General features: G+C 38.1%; 15 protein-coding genes. 11 read left to right on the top strand and 4 right to left on the bottom strand.

The genetic code is table 11. The annotated features are described in order from the left end of the window. Nucleotides 1-91: 91 nt before the first annotated feature. On the top strand, nt 92-1,384 hold the full coding sequence (purD, locus tag ACWPVE_RS06975) for a phosphoribosylamine--glycine ligase (RefSeq protein ID WP_453991994.1): 1,293 nt from the start codon (nt 92-94) through the stop codon (nt 1,382-1,384). Nucleotides 1,385-1,494: 110 nt separating this feature from the next. Here purD and ACWPVE_RS06970 read toward each other — a convergent pair whose 3' ends face one another. Beyond that, nucleotides 1,495-1,752, bottom strand: coding sequence for a YgaP family membrane protein (locus tag ACWPVE_RS06970; protein WP_453991992.1), 258 nt, complete (start codon nt 1,750-1,752; stop codon nt 1,495-1,497). 151 nt (nt 1,753-1,903) lie between these two features. Here ACWPVE_RS06970 and ACWPVE_RS06965 point away from each other — a divergent pair, with 151 nt between their 5' ends. The 8 genes from ACWPVE_RS06965 (at nt 1,904) to pruA (ending at nt 13,595) form a co-directional block, all read left to right on the top strand. After that, a complete protein-coding gene (locus ACWPVE_RS06965; RefSeq protein WP_453991990.1) occupies nt 1,904-3,646 on the top strand; it encodes an adenine deaminase C-terminal domain-containing protein in 1,743 nt (580 codons plus the stop codon). 111 nt (nt 3,647-3,757) lie between these two features. Beyond that, complete coding sequence (locus ACWPVE_RS06960; RefSeq protein WP_453991988.1) at nt 3,758-4,804, top strand: DUF3048 domain-containing protein; 1,047 nt, start codon at nt 3,758-3,760, stop codon at nt 4,802-4,804. Nucleotides 4,805-4,831: 27 nt separating this feature from the next. Further along, nucleotides 4,832-5,134 (top strand): YerC/YecD family TrpR-related protein, encoded by a 303-nt coding sequence (locus ACWPVE_RS06955; protein ID WP_453991986.1) that lies wholly within the window; start codon nt 4,832-4,834, stop codon nt 5,132-5,134. A gap of 308 nt (nt 5,135-5,442) precedes the next feature. Next, nucleotides 5,443-6,129, top strand: a complete 687-nt coding sequence (locus tag ACWPVE_RS06950; RefSeq protein ID WP_453991984.1) for a heptaprenylglyceryl phosphate synthase — start codon at nt 5,443-5,445, stop codon at nt 6,127-6,129. Between the two features lie 71 nt (nt 6,130-6,200). Then, on the top strand, nt 6,201-8,429 hold the full coding sequence (gene pcrA / locus ACWPVE_RS06945) for a DNA helicase PcrA (protein ID WP_453991982.1): 2,229 nt from the start codon (nt 6,201-6,203) through the stop codon (nt 8,427-8,429). A gap of 19 nt (nt 8,430-8,448) precedes the next feature. Beyond that, the gene (gene ligA / locus ACWPVE_RS06940) at nt 8,449-10,455 is read left to right on the top strand and encodes an NAD-dependent DNA ligase LigA (RefSeq protein WP_453991980.1); all 2,007 of its coding nucleotides are present in this window, start codon (nt 8,449-8,451) and stop codon (nt 10,453-10,455) included. A 12-nt stretch (nt 10,456-10,467) separates the two neighbouring features. Next, nucleotides 10,468-11,691, top strand: a complete 1,224-nt coding sequence (locus tag ACWPVE_RS06935) for a CamS family sex pheromone protein (protein ID WP_453991979.1) — start codon at nt 10,468-10,470, stop codon at nt 11,689-11,691. 356 nt (nt 11,692-12,047) lie between these two features. Continuing rightward, the gene (pruA, locus tag ACWPVE_RS06930; protein WP_453991977.1) at nt 12,048-13,595 is read left to right on the top strand and encodes an L-glutamate gamma-semialdehyde dehydrogenase; all 1,548 of its coding nucleotides are present in this window, start codon (nt 12,048-12,050) and stop codon (nt 13,593-13,595) included. Nucleotides 13,596-13,657: 62 nt separating this feature from the next. On the opposite strand, the gene ACWPVE_RS06925 is transcribed toward pruA, so the two are convergent. Next, complete coding sequence (locus ACWPVE_RS06925; RefSeq protein ID WP_453991975.1) at nt 13,658-13,828, bottom strand: hypothetical protein; 171 nt, start codon at nt 13,826-13,828, stop codon at nt 13,658-13,660. 236 nt (nt 13,829-14,064) lie between these two features. Next, the gene (locus tag ACWPVE_RS06920; protein ID WP_453991973.1) at nt 14,065-14,367 is read right to left on the bottom strand and encodes an iron-sulfur cluster assembly accessory protein; all 303 of its coding nucleotides are present in this window, start codon (nt 14,365-14,367) and stop codon (nt 14,065-14,067) included. Nucleotides 14,368-14,861: 494 nt separating this feature from the next. On the opposite strand from ACWPVE_RS06920, the gene putP reads away from it, so the two are divergent. Next, a complete protein-coding gene (gene putP, locus ACWPVE_RS06915; RefSeq protein WP_453991971.1) occupies nt 14,862-16,376 on the top strand; it encodes a sodium/proline symporter PutP in 1,515 nt (504 codons plus the stop codon). Nucleotides 16,377-16,563: 187 nt separating this feature from the next. On the opposite strand, the gene ACWPVE_RS06910 is transcribed toward putP, so the two are convergent. Continuing rightward, nucleotides 16,564-16,881, bottom strand: coding sequence for a thioredoxin family protein (locus ACWPVE_RS06910; RefSeq protein WP_453991969.1), 318 nt, complete (start codon nt 16,879-16,881; stop codon nt 16,564-16,566). A 194-nt stretch (nt 16,882-17,075) separates the two neighbouring features. Here ACWPVE_RS06910 and gatC point away from each other — a divergent pair, with 194 nt between their 5' ends. Next, nucleotides 17,076-17,366, top strand: a complete 291-nt coding sequence (gene gatC, locus ACWPVE_RS06905; RefSeq protein ID WP_453991967.1) for an Asp-tRNA(Asn)/Glu-tRNA(Gln) amidotransferase subunit GatC — start codon at nt 17,076-17,078, stop codon at nt 17,364-17,366. Nucleotides 17,367-17,368: the final 2 nt, after the last annotated feature.

Here is a 17,368-nt window from a genome sequence, read left to right as displayed (position 1 = left end):
TAGATACGCACAAGGCGCATTGAGTGATGACGCCTTGTGCTATGACATTGTTAACTATGAATTAATTAATTTCATTTGATGAGGTGAAAGAATGAAGGTACTAATTGTTGGCCGGGGTGGTCGCGAGCATACACTTGCTTGGAAAGTTGCACAAAGTCCTAAGGTACAATCAGTGTATGTAGCACCAGGTAATCCAGGGATGCAGGATGTCTCAACAATCGTTAATATAGATGAAAATGATTTTGATCGTTTAATCGCATTTGCAAAGGAAGAGAACATTGACCTTACGCTTGTTGGTCCTGAGGTTCCACTAATCAATGGAATCGTTAATCGATTTCAAGCTGAAGGTTTAAGAATTTTTGGTCCATCTAAGGAAGCTGCTTTATTAGAAGGAAGCAAGTCCTTTGCAAAAGAAATCATGAAAAAATATAATATCCCAACTGCGGAATACGAGACATTCACTTCTTATGAAGAAGCAAAACAATACATCATTGAAAAAGGTGCGCCGATTGTTATCAAAGCTGACGGTTTAGCAGCTGGAAAAGGTGTAACAGTCGCTCTTACATCGGAAGAAGCCTTAACAAGCGTTTATGAAATGTTAGAGGCTAACAAGTTCGGAGAAGCAAGTGCACAGGTAGTCATTGAAGAGTTTCTTGATGGGGAAGAATTTTCATTAATGGCCTTTGTTGACGGTAAAAATGCGTATCCGATGGTCATTTCACAAGACCATAAACGTGCCTTTGACAATGATGAAGGTCCAAATACAGGAGGAATGGGAGCTTATTCTCCAGTACCGCAGATTTCTGATGAAGTCGTTCAAACAGCTGTTGAAACAATCATCAATCCGACTGTCAAAGCGATGGAAGCTGAAGGTAGAGACTTTATAGGTATTCTTTATGCAGGGTTAATTCTAACAAAAAATGGCCCGAAAGTAATTGAATACAATGCACGTTTTGGAGACCCAGAAACACAAGTCGTTCTTCCACGTCTAACAACAGATTTGATTGACGTAGTTGAAGGATTATTAGATCAAAAGGAGATTACGCTTGAGTGGTCCAACAATGCAACATTAGGCGTCGTCTTAGCTTCAAAAGGCTATCCAGAAAGCTATGCAAAAGGCGCAATCATTGAAGGACTTAATAATCTTGATGAAAAAATCACTGTATTCCATGCAGGGACTGACATGGAAAATGATCAGTTTGTTACAAATGGTGGAAGAGTGTTAACCGTAGTGGCAAGCGGTGAAAATCTTGAAGCAGCGCAAAAATTTGTTTACCAAGAAGTGGTGAACATTAAATGCGATAACCTCTTTTATCGAAAAGACATAGGGAACAAGGCGATTGCATATAACTCAAAGGATGGAAAGCTAACACAGTTCGTTTAAATTCTAAATGGCAAATCTTATTTGCCATACGAAGTCTCATATATGTAATATTAATTTAGTAAAATTTACTTAAATATAAAAAGGTAAGAGGATTTCCTCTTACCTTTTTATTATGATGGATTAACAGGAGGAAGCTCTAATGATGGAGCCGTTTCCTGTTGCTTTTTTTCAACATATTCATGAAAAAGAGCGGTAAGTGGACAGAATCGAACAATACCTTCTGCTACCTTCATACCTCCAAGCATGGCAACGAGAAGAAAGCTTTCCCGCCATGGACGTTTTACCATTTTTGATGTTGCCCATGCAAGCATTGTAAACCCACAAGTAATGCGGATTAGAGCATTTATCATTCCGATATTCGGCTTCATTCTTATCCCCCCGACACACATTTTTAAAGATCGCATGTAAGAAATATTTTTACAAATTTTCACAAACTCTTTAATGCACTAAATCACTTAATATGGTACCATAATAGAAAGCGCTTCCATACAACTAGGTAGATGATTGGAGAGATGACTTATGGTTGGGCAACGATACCGATGGAAAAATAAGCAACTGCGCGAGCATATTGCTGTTATAGATGGAAAAAGGTCACCAACGATTCTATTAAAAAATGTCACATATTTAAACCAAATGTTAAAAAAGTGGATCAAGGCACATATTTGGATCTACCAAGATCGAATAGTGTATGTTGGACAAAAGCTCCCATCAAAACTAGCTGACTGCGAAGTTGTTGACTGTGATGGAAAATTTGTTGTGCCTGGTTACATTGAACCTCATGCACATACTTTTCATTTATATAATCCCCACTCATTCGCTCAGTATGCATCCCAAACAGGGACGACAACGCTCATAAATGACAATTTAGTGCTTGCTTTACAAATGACAAAAGAGAAAGCGTTTTCTTTCCTAGAGGAAATGAAGAAGCTTCCTGTAACAATGTATTGGTGGTGTCGCTTTGATCCTCAAACGGAGATTCATCATGAGGAGCAGGCCTTTTCAAATGGAAATGTGTTAAGGTGGATTGAACATGATTCTGTTGTACAAGGTGGGGAGTTAACAGGATGGCCGAAGTTACTTGATGGCGATGATTTAATGCTACACTGGATTCAAGAAACAAAAAGATTAGGCAAGAAAGTAGAAGGGCATTTTCCTGGTGCTTCAGAAAATACATTATCCAAGCTGATGTTATTAGGGGCGGATTGCGATCATGAGTCCATGACAGGAACGGATGTATTGAATCGTTTACTTCAAGGGTATACGACTTCATTGCGGTATTCATCCATTCGTCCAGATTTGCCAAAGATTTTCGATGAAATTCATGAATTGGGAATTGATACGTACGATAAGTTTATCTTCACAACAGATGGTTCCCCGCCTGCATTTTATGAGGAAGGAATTATCGATCGAATGATAAAAATTGCAATTGAAAAGGGTGTTCCAATAATTGATGCCTATAACATGGCAACACTTAATGTTGCACAATACTATAATATGGAGAACCTTCATGGTATTATAGCAACAGGTAGAATAGCAAACCTTAATTTTTTAACAACTATAGACAATCCTACTCCAGAATCGGTTCTTGCAAAAGGGATATGGGTGAAGCGTAATCATAGGGACCAACATGCATTTCCAGAATTCCCCTGGAATGTTCATGGTTTATCGAAGCTTACTGCAGACTGGGAATTAACACTTGATGACCTTCAATTTTCAATGCCGTTTGGTATGAAGATGGAAAATGCCGTCATAATGAAACCATATTCCATAACGATAGATGCTTCATCTGATGAGATATCAATGGAGCATGATGAAAGCTATTTAATGTTAATAGACCGTGAAGGGAAATGGCGTGTCAATACGATGATTAAAGGTTTTGCAAACCGGATATCTGGGTTTGCAAGTTCTTTTTCAAATTCGGGTGATTTTGCTTTAATTGGAAAAAATAAAAAGGATATGCTTATTGCCTTTAACCGGATGAGAGAGCTTGGTGGTGGTATGGTTTTAACTGAAAACGGTACCATTTTACATGAGATTCCTTTGGACATTGGTGGAGTAACATCCTCGAAATCAATTGTTGAGCTAAGTATACTTGAAAAAGAATTTAATCAACTAGTGCGCGAACGTGGGTACAAACATAGTGATCCCATTTATACTTTATCCTTTTTATCTTCTACACACTTACCATATATTCGCATTACTCCACAAGGGATTTATGATGTTATGAACAAAAATATACTCTTTCCATCAATAATGCGTTAAAATATAAAAGGATTTATAATAGTGTCCGATTGACCTGGGACTGACTATAAACCTTGAACAAAAGGTAGCATCATATAAATCTTATCTATTACAAAGGTTGTGTGCCTCAATATGAAAAGAGCTTTATATATTTTAGGAATAACTCTTTTGCTATTAACAACAGCATGCGCTAATAAAGAGGAAGCAGCAAAAAAACAAGATGAGCATGAATTCAAACAGGTTGAGCCAGTGGTGAAGGAAGAACCTATGTTTGACCATGTTTTCCCATTAACAGGAATTAAAACGAATGAAGAAATAGATAGTCGTCCATTTGCTGTCATGGTCAATAACCACCCTCAAGCACGTCCTCAATCAGGCCTACATATGGCCGACGTTGTATATGAGGTGTTAGCAGAAGGGGACGTGACACGTTTTCTTGCTGTGTTTCATAGTGAAAAACCATCAATCATTGGACCCGTACGAAGTGCGAGGGATTATTATATTGAGTTAAGCAAAGGTTTTGATGCATTATATGTGGCACATGGCTGGAGCCCAGAAGCACAAGAAATACTAAATAGCGGTCGAGTCGACAACATAAATGGAATGGTCTATGATGGTACTCTTTTTTGGAGGGCAGACCATAATGTTGCTCCACATAATTCGTATATTTCATTTGAAAATATCGTGAAAGGGGCAAGCAAACAAGGTTATACAATGAAAGATGAAGTTTCCAGTTTTTCATTTTTAAAAGAAAATGAGCTAGATAATATTGAAGGAACTACAGCAGAGCATGTTCGTGTCTCCTATTCATCAAGAGATGTCTTTGCTGCTGTCTATGATTACAACATAGAACAAGGGAAATACGAGCGTTATAGTGGAGGCGTCCAAACAGTAGACCGTGAAACAAAAACACCTGTTTTACTTGATAATGTGTTAATTGTTGAAATGAATCACCGCCTTATTGATGATTATGGAAGACGGGAGATTGATATAACCACTGGAGGTAAAGGCTTTTTACTCCAAAAGGGGAAAGCTCAGGAAATTGAATGGAAAAATGTCGATGGGCGTATCGTTCCATTTATGAACGGTGAAGAAGTCTACTTTGTTCCAGGGAAAACATGGATTAATATTATTCCAACATCACCAGGAATCACAGGTGCCGTTTCGTTTGGAAATTAGAAAAACATTGACAAAGGGAGATAATCTATGCAAATTGATAAATTACGTGGGAAAGAACTTGATCAATTATTTAAAGCAATATTGTCACTGAAAGATCTTGAAGAATGCTATCGATTTTTTGATGATTTATGTACGGTAAATGAAATTCAGTCTTTGGCACAACGATTAGAAGTTGCAAGAATGCTTCAAGAAGGAAATACGTATCATAAAATTGAAACTGAAACAGGTGCGAGTACGGCAACGATTTCGCGAGTAAAACGTTGTTTAAATTACGGAAACGATGCCTACCAAATGGCGCTTGATCGTGTAAAAGAAGTAGAAAACCAATAAATTGAAAGTCGAAACTTAGGTTTCGGCTTTTTCTTTTTTAAAGATGATTTTCTTTATCTCACATAAAAAAATTAAATTACATCACTTTTAATAAATATCGGAAATAATCTTTCTAGTTACGTTACCGTGATAATTAAAATCTGAAATAAAATTGTTCTTACTGTTATTGTTTTCTTTCAAATGTACAATTGTGATTTAATGGGGTTATGCTATCTAAAGCTATAAATCCAACGAAATCTTGATTGGTATTAATAGATGGATATAGTTTTGCTATAATGGAGAAATGGAATGATGAATGGAGGATCTTCATGTACGATTTTAGAGAATGGAGACATGTTTTTAAACTTGATCCGAATAAGGAAATTAGTGATGAACATCTAGAAGCTGTTTGTGAATCAGGTACGGATGCTATCATCGTTGGCGGAAGTGACGGGGTTACATTGGATAATGTCCTTCACTTAATGTCTAGAATCCGCCGTTATACCGTACCTGTTGTATTAGAAATTTCGAATATCGAGTCAGTTACCCCTGGCTTTGATTTATATTTTATTCCAACTGTTTTAAATAGTCATGATACAAAATGGATGATGGGATTACATCATGAAGCAGTAAGGGAATATGGAGACGTTATGGATTGGGAAGAAATGATCATGCAGGGCTATTGTATTCTGAATGAAGACTGTAAAGCAGCAAAGTTAACAAACGCAAATGCCGCTTTATCGAAAGAAGATGTTGTGGCCTATGCAACGATGGCAGAAAAAATGTTTTCTCTTCCTATTTTCTATATAGAATATAGCGGGGCTTACGGGGATGAAGAAGTTGTTTCGGCTGTAAGTGATACACTTCAATCAACAAAGCTGTTTTATGGTGGTGGAATCAAAACCGCTGAACAAGCAAAGAAAATGAGTCAATTTGCTGACACAGTCGTTGTTGGAAATGTTATCTATGAAGATCTGAATGCAGCATTAAAAACAGTAGAAGCTGTTAAGGAATAGGAATGGAAAGTTTATTCAAAATCGGATAAAATAGAACGTATGTACGAGATTGAAATAGGACGGTGAAAAAATTGCAATTTTTAATTGATAAATTGTTATCGGGGTTAAACGAACAACAACAAGAAGCGGTAAAAGCAACAGATGGTCCACTTTTAATCATGGCAGGTGCTGGGAGTGGAAAAACAAGAGTTCTAACACACCGTATAGCCTATTTGATGGTGGAAAAGGAAGTAGCACCTTGGAATATTTTAGCGATAACTTTTACAAACAAGGCAGCAAGAGAAATGAAGGACCGTGTGCAAGGTATACTCGGTGGTGCGGCTGAAGATATTTGGATTTCTACATTTCACTCAATGTGCGTACGTATTTTACGAAGAGATATTGATCGCATAGGATTTACTCGTAATTTTTCAATTTTGGACACAACCGACCAACTATCGGTTATCAAAAATATACTAAAAGAGAAAAACATTGATCCAAAAAAATTCGACCCACGTACAATTCTTGGAACGATTAGTAGCGCGAAAAATGAATTACAGACACCTGAGGATTATGAGAAGATAGCGGGTGGCATGTATGAGCAAGTTGTAAGTGACGTATATAAATTGTATCAAAAGAAGCTTCGTAAAAATCAGGCACTTGATTTTGATGATCTAATCATGACGACCATTCAGCTATTTAAAACGGTACCAGATGTCTTGGAATACTATCAACGTAAATTTCAGTATATTCATGTGGATGAGTACCAGGATACAAACCGTGCTCAGTATCTTCTAGTGAAACTTCTAGCATCACGTTTTCAGAATTTATGTGTAGTTGGTGATTCAGATCAATCTATTTATCGTTGGCGTGGTGCGGATATTACCAACATCCTTTCATTCGAAAAAGACTATAAAAATGCAAAGGTCATTCTGCTTGAACAAAATTATCGTTCAACAAAGCGAATCCTACAAGCAGCTAACCAAGTGATTCAAAATAATATGAATCGTAAAGCGAAAAATCTTTGGACGGAAAATGATGAGGGTAAAAAGCTATTATATTATCGTGCTGACAGTGAATCGGGAGAAGCACAATTTGTTGCAGGGAAAATACGTGAACTCGTTGCTGGAGGAAAACGTTCCTATAAAGATATTGCGATTTTATATCGGACCAATGCCCAATCCCGTGTAATGGAGGAAGTCCTACTAAAATCCAATATTAACTACCAAATCGTGGGCGGGATCAAATTCTATGACCGTAAAGAAATCAAGGACCTATTGGCATACTTACGCGTCATTGCAAATCCAGATGATGATATTAGTTTAGCGAGAATCATCAATGTTCCTAAGCGTGGAGTTGGTGCAACCTCTATCGATAAAATTGCAAATTATGCGATTGCCCATGACCTTTCAATGTTTCAAGCATTGCAAGAAGTTGAGCAAATTGGATTAAGTGCCAAAATCACGAATTCATTGCGTGAATTCAGAGATTTAATCCACAATTGGGGGCAAATGCAAGATTATTTATCTGTGACTGAATTAGTGGAGAATGTTTTAGAGAAGACTGAATATGTGGAAATATTAAAAGCAGAAAAAACACTTGAATCTCAGAGTCGAATTGAAAACATTGAGGAGTTTTTATCCGTTACACAAAACTTTGAGAAATCAAATGATGACAAGAGCCTTGTTGGTTTCTTAACAGATTTAGCTTTAGTAGCAGACATTGATAAACTGGATGAAGATGAGAATGATAAAAATAATGCAGTTGTGCTTATGACTCTGCACTCTGCCAAGGGCCTTGAGTTCCCCGTAGTATTTTTAATGGGAATGGAAGAAGGGGTCTTCCCGCATAGTCGTTCCCTTATGGAAGAGGCGGAGATGGAAGAAGAACGCAGACTTGCGTACGTGGGAATTACCAGAGCCGAGGAAGAATTATATTTAACAAATGCACAAATGAGAACCTTGTATGGTCGAACATCAATGAATCCTGTATCACGTTTTATAGCGGAGATTCCTGAAGATCTTATTGAAGATTTAGGTGAGCAGCGTCGACAGCAAATGCGCACGCCATTTTCTTCATCCTCTACGCCGTCAAGACAACCAGAAAAAAGAGTATTTGCAAGACCTATCGAACAGTCTACGGGTGGAGATGAAATTGGCTGGAAGGTTGGCGATAAAGCGGAACATAAAAAGTGGGGAATAGGTACGGTTGTAAGTGTGAAAGGAGACGGGGAATCGAAGGAATTGGATATTGCTTTCCCTAGTCCAACTGGAATCAAGCGATTGCTTGCAAAATTTGCTCCAATCACAAAAGTGCAATAAGAAAGAGAGGATTGGATGTATGGAAAAAATGTCAGCAGAAGCGCGAGTTCATGAACTACATGAGCTTCTAAATCAGTACAATTATGAATACCATGTGTTGGATAAGCCCTCTGTACCAGATGCGGAATATGATCGATTGATGCAAGAACTAATACAACTTGAGGAAGAGTTTCCAGAATTAAAGACAGGCGATTCTCCTACGGTCCGTGTCGGTGGACAAGTCCTGGAATCCTTCCAAAAAGTTGAGCACCGCATTCCAATGTTAAGTCTAGGAAATGCATTCAATGAACAAGATTTGCGCGATTTTGACCGCCGTGCCCGACAAGCTGTGGGTGACTCTATTTCTTACGTGTGTGAGTTAAAGATTGATGGTCTTGCAGTGTCTCTTCGTTATGAACAGGGCCGCTTTGTACAAGGTTCTACTCGTGGTGATGGTGAAATTGGTGAAGATATTACGGTTAACTTAAAGACGATTCGTTCAATTCCTCTTCGCTTAAAAAAGCCAGTCGATATCGAGGTGCGTGGAGAGGTATATATGCCAAGAAGTTCATTTGAAAAGCTTAATGAAGCTAGACTTCAAAATGAAGAAGAACCGTTTGCGAATCCAAGAAATGCAGCAGCAGGTTCATTGCGTCAGCTTGACCCCAAAATTGCAGCAAGTCGGAATCTAGATATCTTTTTATATAGTATAGCTGATACAAGAAATTTAGGTGTAGATTCCCATAGTGAAGGCCTTGATTTATTGGATGAAGTTGGTTTTAAAACAAACCGTGAACGTAGGAAATGTAACACGATTGAAGAAGTGCTCGATTATATTGAAGAATGGACAGTAAAGCGTCCATCTCTTGCGTATGATATTGATGGGATTGTCATTAAGGTTGATTCTTTCGATCAACAGGATGAACTTGGTTTTACGGCGAAAAGTCCGCGTTGGGCGATTGCTTATAAATTCCCTGCAGAAGAGGTTGTGACTAAGCTAATTGACATCGAGCTAAGCGTTGGAAGAACAGGGGTTATTACGCCAACAGCCATCTTAGAGCCTGTTCGAGTTGCTGGTACAACTGTACAGCGTGCTTCACTTCATAATGAGGATTTAATTCGCGAAAAGGATATCAGAATAGGCGATTCAGTTGTTGTGAAAAAGGCGGGAGATATCATTCCTGAAGTTGTAAACGTCCTTGTTGATAAACGGACTGGGGAAGAATCTGAGTTTTTTATGCCGACACATTGCCCTGAATGTGAAAGTGAGTTAGTCCGCTTAGAGGGCGAGGTCGCGTTACGTTGTATTAACCCAAAATGTCCTGCCCAGATTAGGGAAGGCATGATTCATTTTGTTTCAAGAAATGCGATGAATATTGATGGTCTTGGTGAAAAGGTGATTTCACAATTATTTGATGAAAAATTGATTTCGGATGTGGCAGATCTCTACACATTAACAAAAGAACAGCTGCTAAAACTGGAAAGAATGGGCGAAAAGTCGACTGATAATTTACTGTCAGCCATTGAAGCATCCAAATCAAATTCGTTAGAAAAGCTATTATTCGGTTTAGGTATACGCCATGTGGGTGCAAAAGCTGCGAAAACCCTGGCTCAGCATTTTGAAACGATGGATAGATTGCAGGTCGCTACAAGGGAACAGCTTACAGCCATTGATGAAATCGGTGAAAAAATGGCTGATGCGATTGTCACTTATTTTGAACTTCCAGATGTTCAAGACCTTTTAAATGAACTACGTCAATATGGTATAAATATGGAGTACAAAGGTCCAAAGCTAATTTCAGTAGAGGACAGTGATTCTTATTTTGCTGGGAAGACTATAGTTCTCACTGGGAAGCTCGAGCAACTGACGAGGAATGAGGCGAAAGCTGAAATTGAGGCGCTTGGTGGAAAGGTTACAGGAAGCGTAAGTAAAAGCACAGATTTACTAATTGCAGGTGAGGCGGCTGGTTCAAAGCTTGCAAAAGCAGAACAATTACAAATTGAAATTTGGGATGAGGATAGACTGGTACAAGAACTAAGGAAGTAAGAGGTGCTTGGATTGAAAAACCTATATTTGCTAGGTTTGTCGGTGTTGCTACTCTTATCTGGGTGTGCTCCTAAATTTGACCAAGAAACAGAGGTCATTCAGGACTCAGATAAAAAGAGTGAAAAAGCGATTATTCCTAGGTACAATATTTCAGATTCTTATTATAAGGCTGTCATCCCTTATAAAACAGGCAAGGCAAGAGGGATGGTTGCAGCGGGTCTTAATAACCGGGTGGATATTGATGAGTTTGAAACAGGACTGATGCGTATTGCTCAAGACTCATTTCCAGCCAATAAATACTTTTTTCAAGAAGGACAATATATAGAGAAAGATACAATACGAGATTGGTTAAGGAGAAAACGATCTCCTGCCCAACAGGAAGCCTATGAACAGAATACTGCAAAAGCTAAGAAAACAAAGGTAAGGACCTTGCCGAATGAGGGATTAAATCCAGTTTTTGATGTGGCGGATAATAATCCTGACTATGAAGCGGAAATGACAAAGAGTCCGATTTATATTGCGACGATTACGGAGCAGAATTATTTAATCAAAAATAACGAAGACAAATTAGAGGTTGGAGGAGTAGTGATTGGGATTGGAATGAACTCCCACCATTATTATAATCTTCCCGCTGGAATGGGTGGTTACCCAAGAGATGTAAAAATCTCCGATGCTGACATTGAGCGAGAAGGTAAAAAAGCAGCTGAGGAAATCATTAATCGAATTCGTTCTGGAGAAGAATATGCAGGAATTCGTGATGTTCCTATTATTGTCGCTTTATTCAAGCAGGAAGCGGTAAACTCAGTGGCACCTGGAAACTTTATTATGAAAGCAAAGGTAGATGCTAATTCCTCTAAAATTGGAAAATGGGAAGCCATCAATGAAGAGTATTACTTTTTCCCATCTTCTGATGCAACAAACAATTATCGTGAAGATGCTTTAATGGTACAGAATTTTTCTGATGCCATTGCCGAATTCTTTCCTAACTTTACGGCGGTAGTTGGTAAAGGTTTTTATAAAAATGATGAGTTACAGGAGTTAACTCTGACGGTTCCTATGCAATTTTATGGGAAAGCAGAAGTTATTGGGTTTACACAATATGTAACAGGTTTGATTATGGAGCATTTTGAAAACTATATTTCACTTCAAGTATATATAGAATCTGAAGGCGAGGCAGAAAGTGTCATCATCAGAGATGCGGGTGAAACCGAACCTACAGTACATGTCTATAATTAAGGATTTTTTTAAAGGATTGATGCTTTTGAGGTGGAAATTCGACCAAATAGATTGAAACGAAAAGCGGGGCTTCCTTGAGATGTATACATTGTCTTAGTATGTGGCTCGACTAAAAGGAAATGGTACCAAGCCCATCTCAAAAACGTAAGTCAATGGTCATAAAACAACAAGTTTACGAAAGGAAGATCTAGCCATCAGGTTGGGTCTTCTTTTTTGTAATTGTTGACAAGATTTGAAAATACACTCGCAGAGATTAAAGAAAGAAAATTGCGACTTATTATTCTCGTTTGAAGAAAGCGCTTTATTTTAGTAGAATGAAATTGTTACGTTTTAGACTATAAGGGAGGCGAAGTAGAATGGTAGTTCCATATAAACATGAACCATTTACAGATTTTTCAATTGAAGAGAATCGCAAAGCGTTTGAGGCTGGTCTAAAAACTGTAGAATCATATTTAGGCAATGATTATGATCTAATCATTGGTGGTGAACGAATCTCAACTGAAGATAAAATCGTCTCTGTTAACCCTGCGAATAAAGAAGAAGTGGTTGGAAATGTTTCGAAAGCAAATCGTGAGCTAGCTGAAAAAGCCATGCAGGTTGCTGATAAGACATTTCAAACTTGGAGGAAATCAAGCCCAGAAATGCGTGCTGATATACTATTTAGAGCGGCTGCAATTGTTCGTCGTCGCAAGCATGAGTTTTCGGCATTACTGGTTAAAGAAGCGGGGAAACCATGGAATGAAGCCGATGCTGACACAGCAGAAGCGATTGATTTCATGGAGTACTATGGTCGTCAAATGTTGAAATTAAAGGATGGAATTCCAGTAGAAAGCCGTCCAATTGAGCATAATCGTTTTACTTATATCCCATTAGGTGTTGGAGTTATTATTTCTCCATGGAATTTTGCGTTTGCTATTATGGCTGGTATGACAACTGCTGCATTAGTTTCTGGAAACACAGTTTTACTAAAACCGGCTAGTACAACTCCAGTCATTGCTGCGAAATTCATGGAAGTCCTTGAAGAAGCAGGATTACCTGCTGGAGTAGTGAACTATATTCCTGGTAGTGGTTCTGAGGTTGGTGACTTTCTCGTTGATCACCCGAGAACTCGTTTCATTAGCTTTACGGGTTCACGTGATGTAGGCCTTCGAATTTATGAACGTGCATCTAAATTAAATGAAGGTCAAATTTGGTTGAAGCGCGTAATCGCTGAAATGGGTGGTAAAGATACAATTGTTGTAGATAAAGAAGCAGATTTAGAATTAGCTGCTAAATCAATCGTTGCGTCTGCATTTGGATTCTCTGGACAAAAATGTTCAGCTTGTTCCCGTGCAGTTGTTCTTGAAGAAGTCTATGATGAGGTTTTAGCTCGTACTGTTGAATTAACAAAAGAACTCATGGTAGGTGACCCTACTAACAAATCGACTTTTATGGGACCAGTAAATGATCAAGGTGCATATGACAAGATTATGGGTTATATAGAAATTGGGAAGAAAGAAGGGAAACTGCTTCACGGCGGTGAAGGAGATGATTCCAAAGGCTGGTTTATCCAACCAACCATCTTTGCTGATGTGGCGGAAGATGCTCGTATCATGAAAGAAGAAATCTTTGGCCCTGTCGTAGCTTTCAGTAAAGCTCGTGATTTTGACCATGCCATTGAGATCGCAAACAATACGGAATACGGATTAACTGGTGCCGTTATCTCAAACAATCGTGCCAATATTGAAAAGGCAAAAGAAGACTTCCATGTTGGGAATCTATACTTTAACCGTGGATGTACAGGTGCAATTGTGGGCTATCAGCCATTTGGTGGATTCAATATGTCAGGAACTGACTCAAAAGCAGGTGGCCCTGATTATCTTCTACTTCACATGCAAGCAAAAACAATTTCAGAAATGTTATAAGTGCAAAAGAAACGCCCTCTCGCTTAAAATGAGAGGGCGTTTGGTATTTTACTAAGACATGTTTACAAATTGTCCAGAGCTAAATCTGTATCCTCTTTTTCTCCAACCTCTGTTTGTTCTACATTTGTTTCTTCCGTATCTGGCTGTTGGTCTGTATCTTCACTGCTGCAAGCTGTCATTAAGAATATTGCTAGTAGAGAGGCTCCAATTTTAAACAATAAGTTCTTTTTCATTGTTTTCAATACCTCCAAATCATTAATGTATGGATTGGATAACCAAGCTTCCAATCTAGTAACAATATACAATAAATACTTTGCTTGCAGACTCAATTTACAGTAAACACACCCATTTTTTACAATTTATAAGAAGTGATAAAGATAATGTTATGTAATGTGGTAAAAATGTCTCTTGACTTTTTTATATAAAAAAGCTCGGACGATTCTCCGAGCTAAACATATCAAAGCAGGTTTTAGTGGTGATGATGGCCTTTTTTCGGGTTTGTAATTACAAATTGTTCTTCAGGAACATAGAAGAATTGAATCCAAACTCCGTCTAAAAATTCTGCATCCCTCGTATCTAGAAGAACCTCAATGTCTTTATCGGTTTTTACAATTTCATCATGTTCTGTAGGATTATCGAATTGGAGCGCATAATGTGCGTGGTCCCCGTGCATCTCTGTAATGACAACACGAAGCATTTTACCTTCAGATTCTTCACTTTCGAGCATTTTTTTCATTACCTTTGCAGCATTACGATTAATTTTAACTTTCATCGGATTCTCCCATTTCTATAAAAATTTATTTACTATTTATTTTCTCAGTATTTCTGAAAAATGACAAATTTATAGCCCGTTTTCATAAAAAGTTCAATTTAATTTTATTCGTTTTCATAAAAAGTTCAATTTAATTTTATTCGTTTTCATGAATAGATATTAGGTTATTAGGTTCATAGAGTTAAAATTAATGCAAACTATTGAATAAATATAAATATAAAAATTTTTATCTGATAATTACAACTGTTCTAATAATAATGATGTGTTACGATTAATTGGTGTTTAGTTTACCTTGTGGTTGATATTGAATAATGGGAATAATCATGAAATTGTATATGACTGCATAGGTATATGGATAACAAAATTTTTGGGGGTGAAAGGGTGGAATATAGTTTAACAGGTGCCACTTGGTTTTGGTTACTCGTGCCAATGTTATCGTTAATTGTACTATCTGCAATCACGCTATTTACTGAAAGAGGAGAGGATGTCTAAACATGGATATTAATCCACAAACGTTTACAGCTATTATAATCTATTTAGTAGGAATGCTAGTCATCGGTATTCTTGCTGCAAGAATGACGAAAAATTTAACTGACTATGTGCTAGGTGGAAGAAGGCTAGGTGCAGGAGTTGCTGCTCTAAGTGCAGGTTCATCTGATATGAGTGGATGGCTCATGCTTGGTTTGCCTGGTGCAATGTATGCAAGTGGAATGGGCGAAATTTGGCTTGCAGTAGGTTTAGCGATTGGGGCCTACCTGAACTGGCAATTTATTGCGAAACCATTCCGAGTGTATACAGAGGTGTCAAAGGATTCAATTACGGTACCAGATTATTTTGAGAACCGTTTCCGTGATGGATCAAAGCTTCTACGTATTATTTCCGCGGTTGTCATCTTAGTATTTTTTACCTTCTATACTTCTGCTAGTCTCGTCGGAGGAGCGATTCTATTAGAAAGCTCATTTAAGATGGACTATGAACTCGCCCTTTGGGTTGGAGCTGCCGTTATACTTTCCTATACTTTCTTTGGTGGTTTCCTAGCAGCAAGCTGGACGGACTTTGTTCAAGGTATTTTGATGTTCCTGGCTTTAATTATTATCCCGATTGTAACCATTTATGAGCTTGGTGGATGGGGTGAGACGGTTAATAAAATTGGAGCCATAGACACAAGTTATTTAGATGTCATGTCTGGTGCAACTACTCTAGGAATTATTTCGTTGTTAGCATGGGGTCTAGGTTATTTTGGTCAACCTCATATTGTCGTTCGATTTATGGGAATTAAATCGACAAAAGAAATTCCTAAGGCACGATTTATTGGGATGACTTGGATGGTTTTATCTTTATTCGGAGCAATTTTTATTGGATTCACAGGTATTGCTTATTTTGCAGAGACACCACTTGGAAATCCTGAGACTGTTTTCATTGAATTTTCACAAGTGTTATTTAACCCGTGGGTGGCTGGATTCTTATTGGCAGGTATTCTTGCAGCGATTATGAGTACAGTTGATTCCCAATTACTTGTTTCTTCAAGTGCATTGACCCAGGATTTCTATAAAGCGATCTTTAGAAGAGATGCTGGTCCGAAAGAAGAAATGTGGGTTGGTAGAATTGCAGTCCTTGTGATAGCAATAGTTGCTATTTTCTTAGGTTATGACCGAGATAGTAAGGTTTTAGATTTGGTTGGATATGCGTGGGCAGGATTTGGAGCTGCATTTGGTCCTGTTATCATTCTCTCCCTGTTCTGGAAAAGGATGAATCGTTGGGGAGCATTAGCCGGAATGATCGTAGGAGCAGTTACAGTCGTTGTCTGGAGTATATTATCTACACCTAAGTTGAATGAAGCTGGTGAGGTTATTAGGGAGGCTGTCATTCCATTTAGTTTGTATGAAATCGTTCCAGGTTTCCTACTTGCCCTCATCTCCATTATCGTTGTTAGCTTGGTTACAAAAGCACCATCTCAAGAAATCCAAGATGAATTTGACTCGGTAAAAGAGAAACTAAAAAAAGCGTAAAAAAAAAGGCCGTTCCTGCAATTTTTGCAGGTAACGGCCTATTATTTTTTCAACAAGTAAGGACTCATGAGAAAAGCATCCCACCATGAAAATACAAGGTATTCTAAGGTTGTGTTGCATCGACGGTTTATACAGGACATGTGTAGGTCGAGGATGTTTCTTTTTCAAGTCGCTTGCGCAATTGTTCCTAGATTCCTAATCCTTCTAAGTATTCTTTTACTTGCTCAGGAGTTTTTGCATTTGCACTGTGTAAGTGGCCAAGCTTTTCTCCACCTTTATAATAAAGAAGACTTGGGATTCCCATTACCTGATATTTTTCGGCAATCTCAGGGAAATCGTCCTTGTCCATGCTGTACCAAGGGACACTATTGTGAGTTTCGAGGATCTCACCGATAAACGCTTCTAGGCGTCGGCAATCAGGACACCAAGTTGTATCGAACTTAATAACTGCACCTTCAGATTGAATAATTTCATTAAATTGTTCAACAGAAGTAATCCTTTCCATTACAATCACTCCAAATGCTAATATTTGTAATCCTACTATAACAAATTTCCTGTCTAAAAGAAAAATATCTGCCCAACTCGATTTTTCGAATTGATTCATGTCGAAACTGGGAAGAATGAGAGAGGAAATGTTGCCGAAATAGAGTAAATTTTGATATTATCAGTATATTGTATGGACGGTGGAGGTGAAGGAAAATGTCGAGGATTTCGATTGAAGAAGTTAAGCATGTTGCAAACTTAGCGCGTTTGGCTGTAACAGAGGATGAAGCAAAGATGTTCCAACAACAGTTAGATGCGATTATTTCATTTGCAGAGCAATTAAATGAACTAGATACAGAAGGTGTGAAGCCAACTTCACATGTTCTTCCTGTTAAAAATGTAATGCGAGAAGATGTCGCTAAAGAAGGATTACCTATTGAAGAAGTATTAAAAAATGCACCTGATGCAAAAGATGGTCAATTTCGCGTACCAGCGATAATTGAATAAAA

The organism is Bacillus nitroreducens, assembly GCF_964021195.1.
Note: the sequence above shows the minus strand (reverse complement) of the source record. Positions and strands in the feature narration are given on the sequence as shown.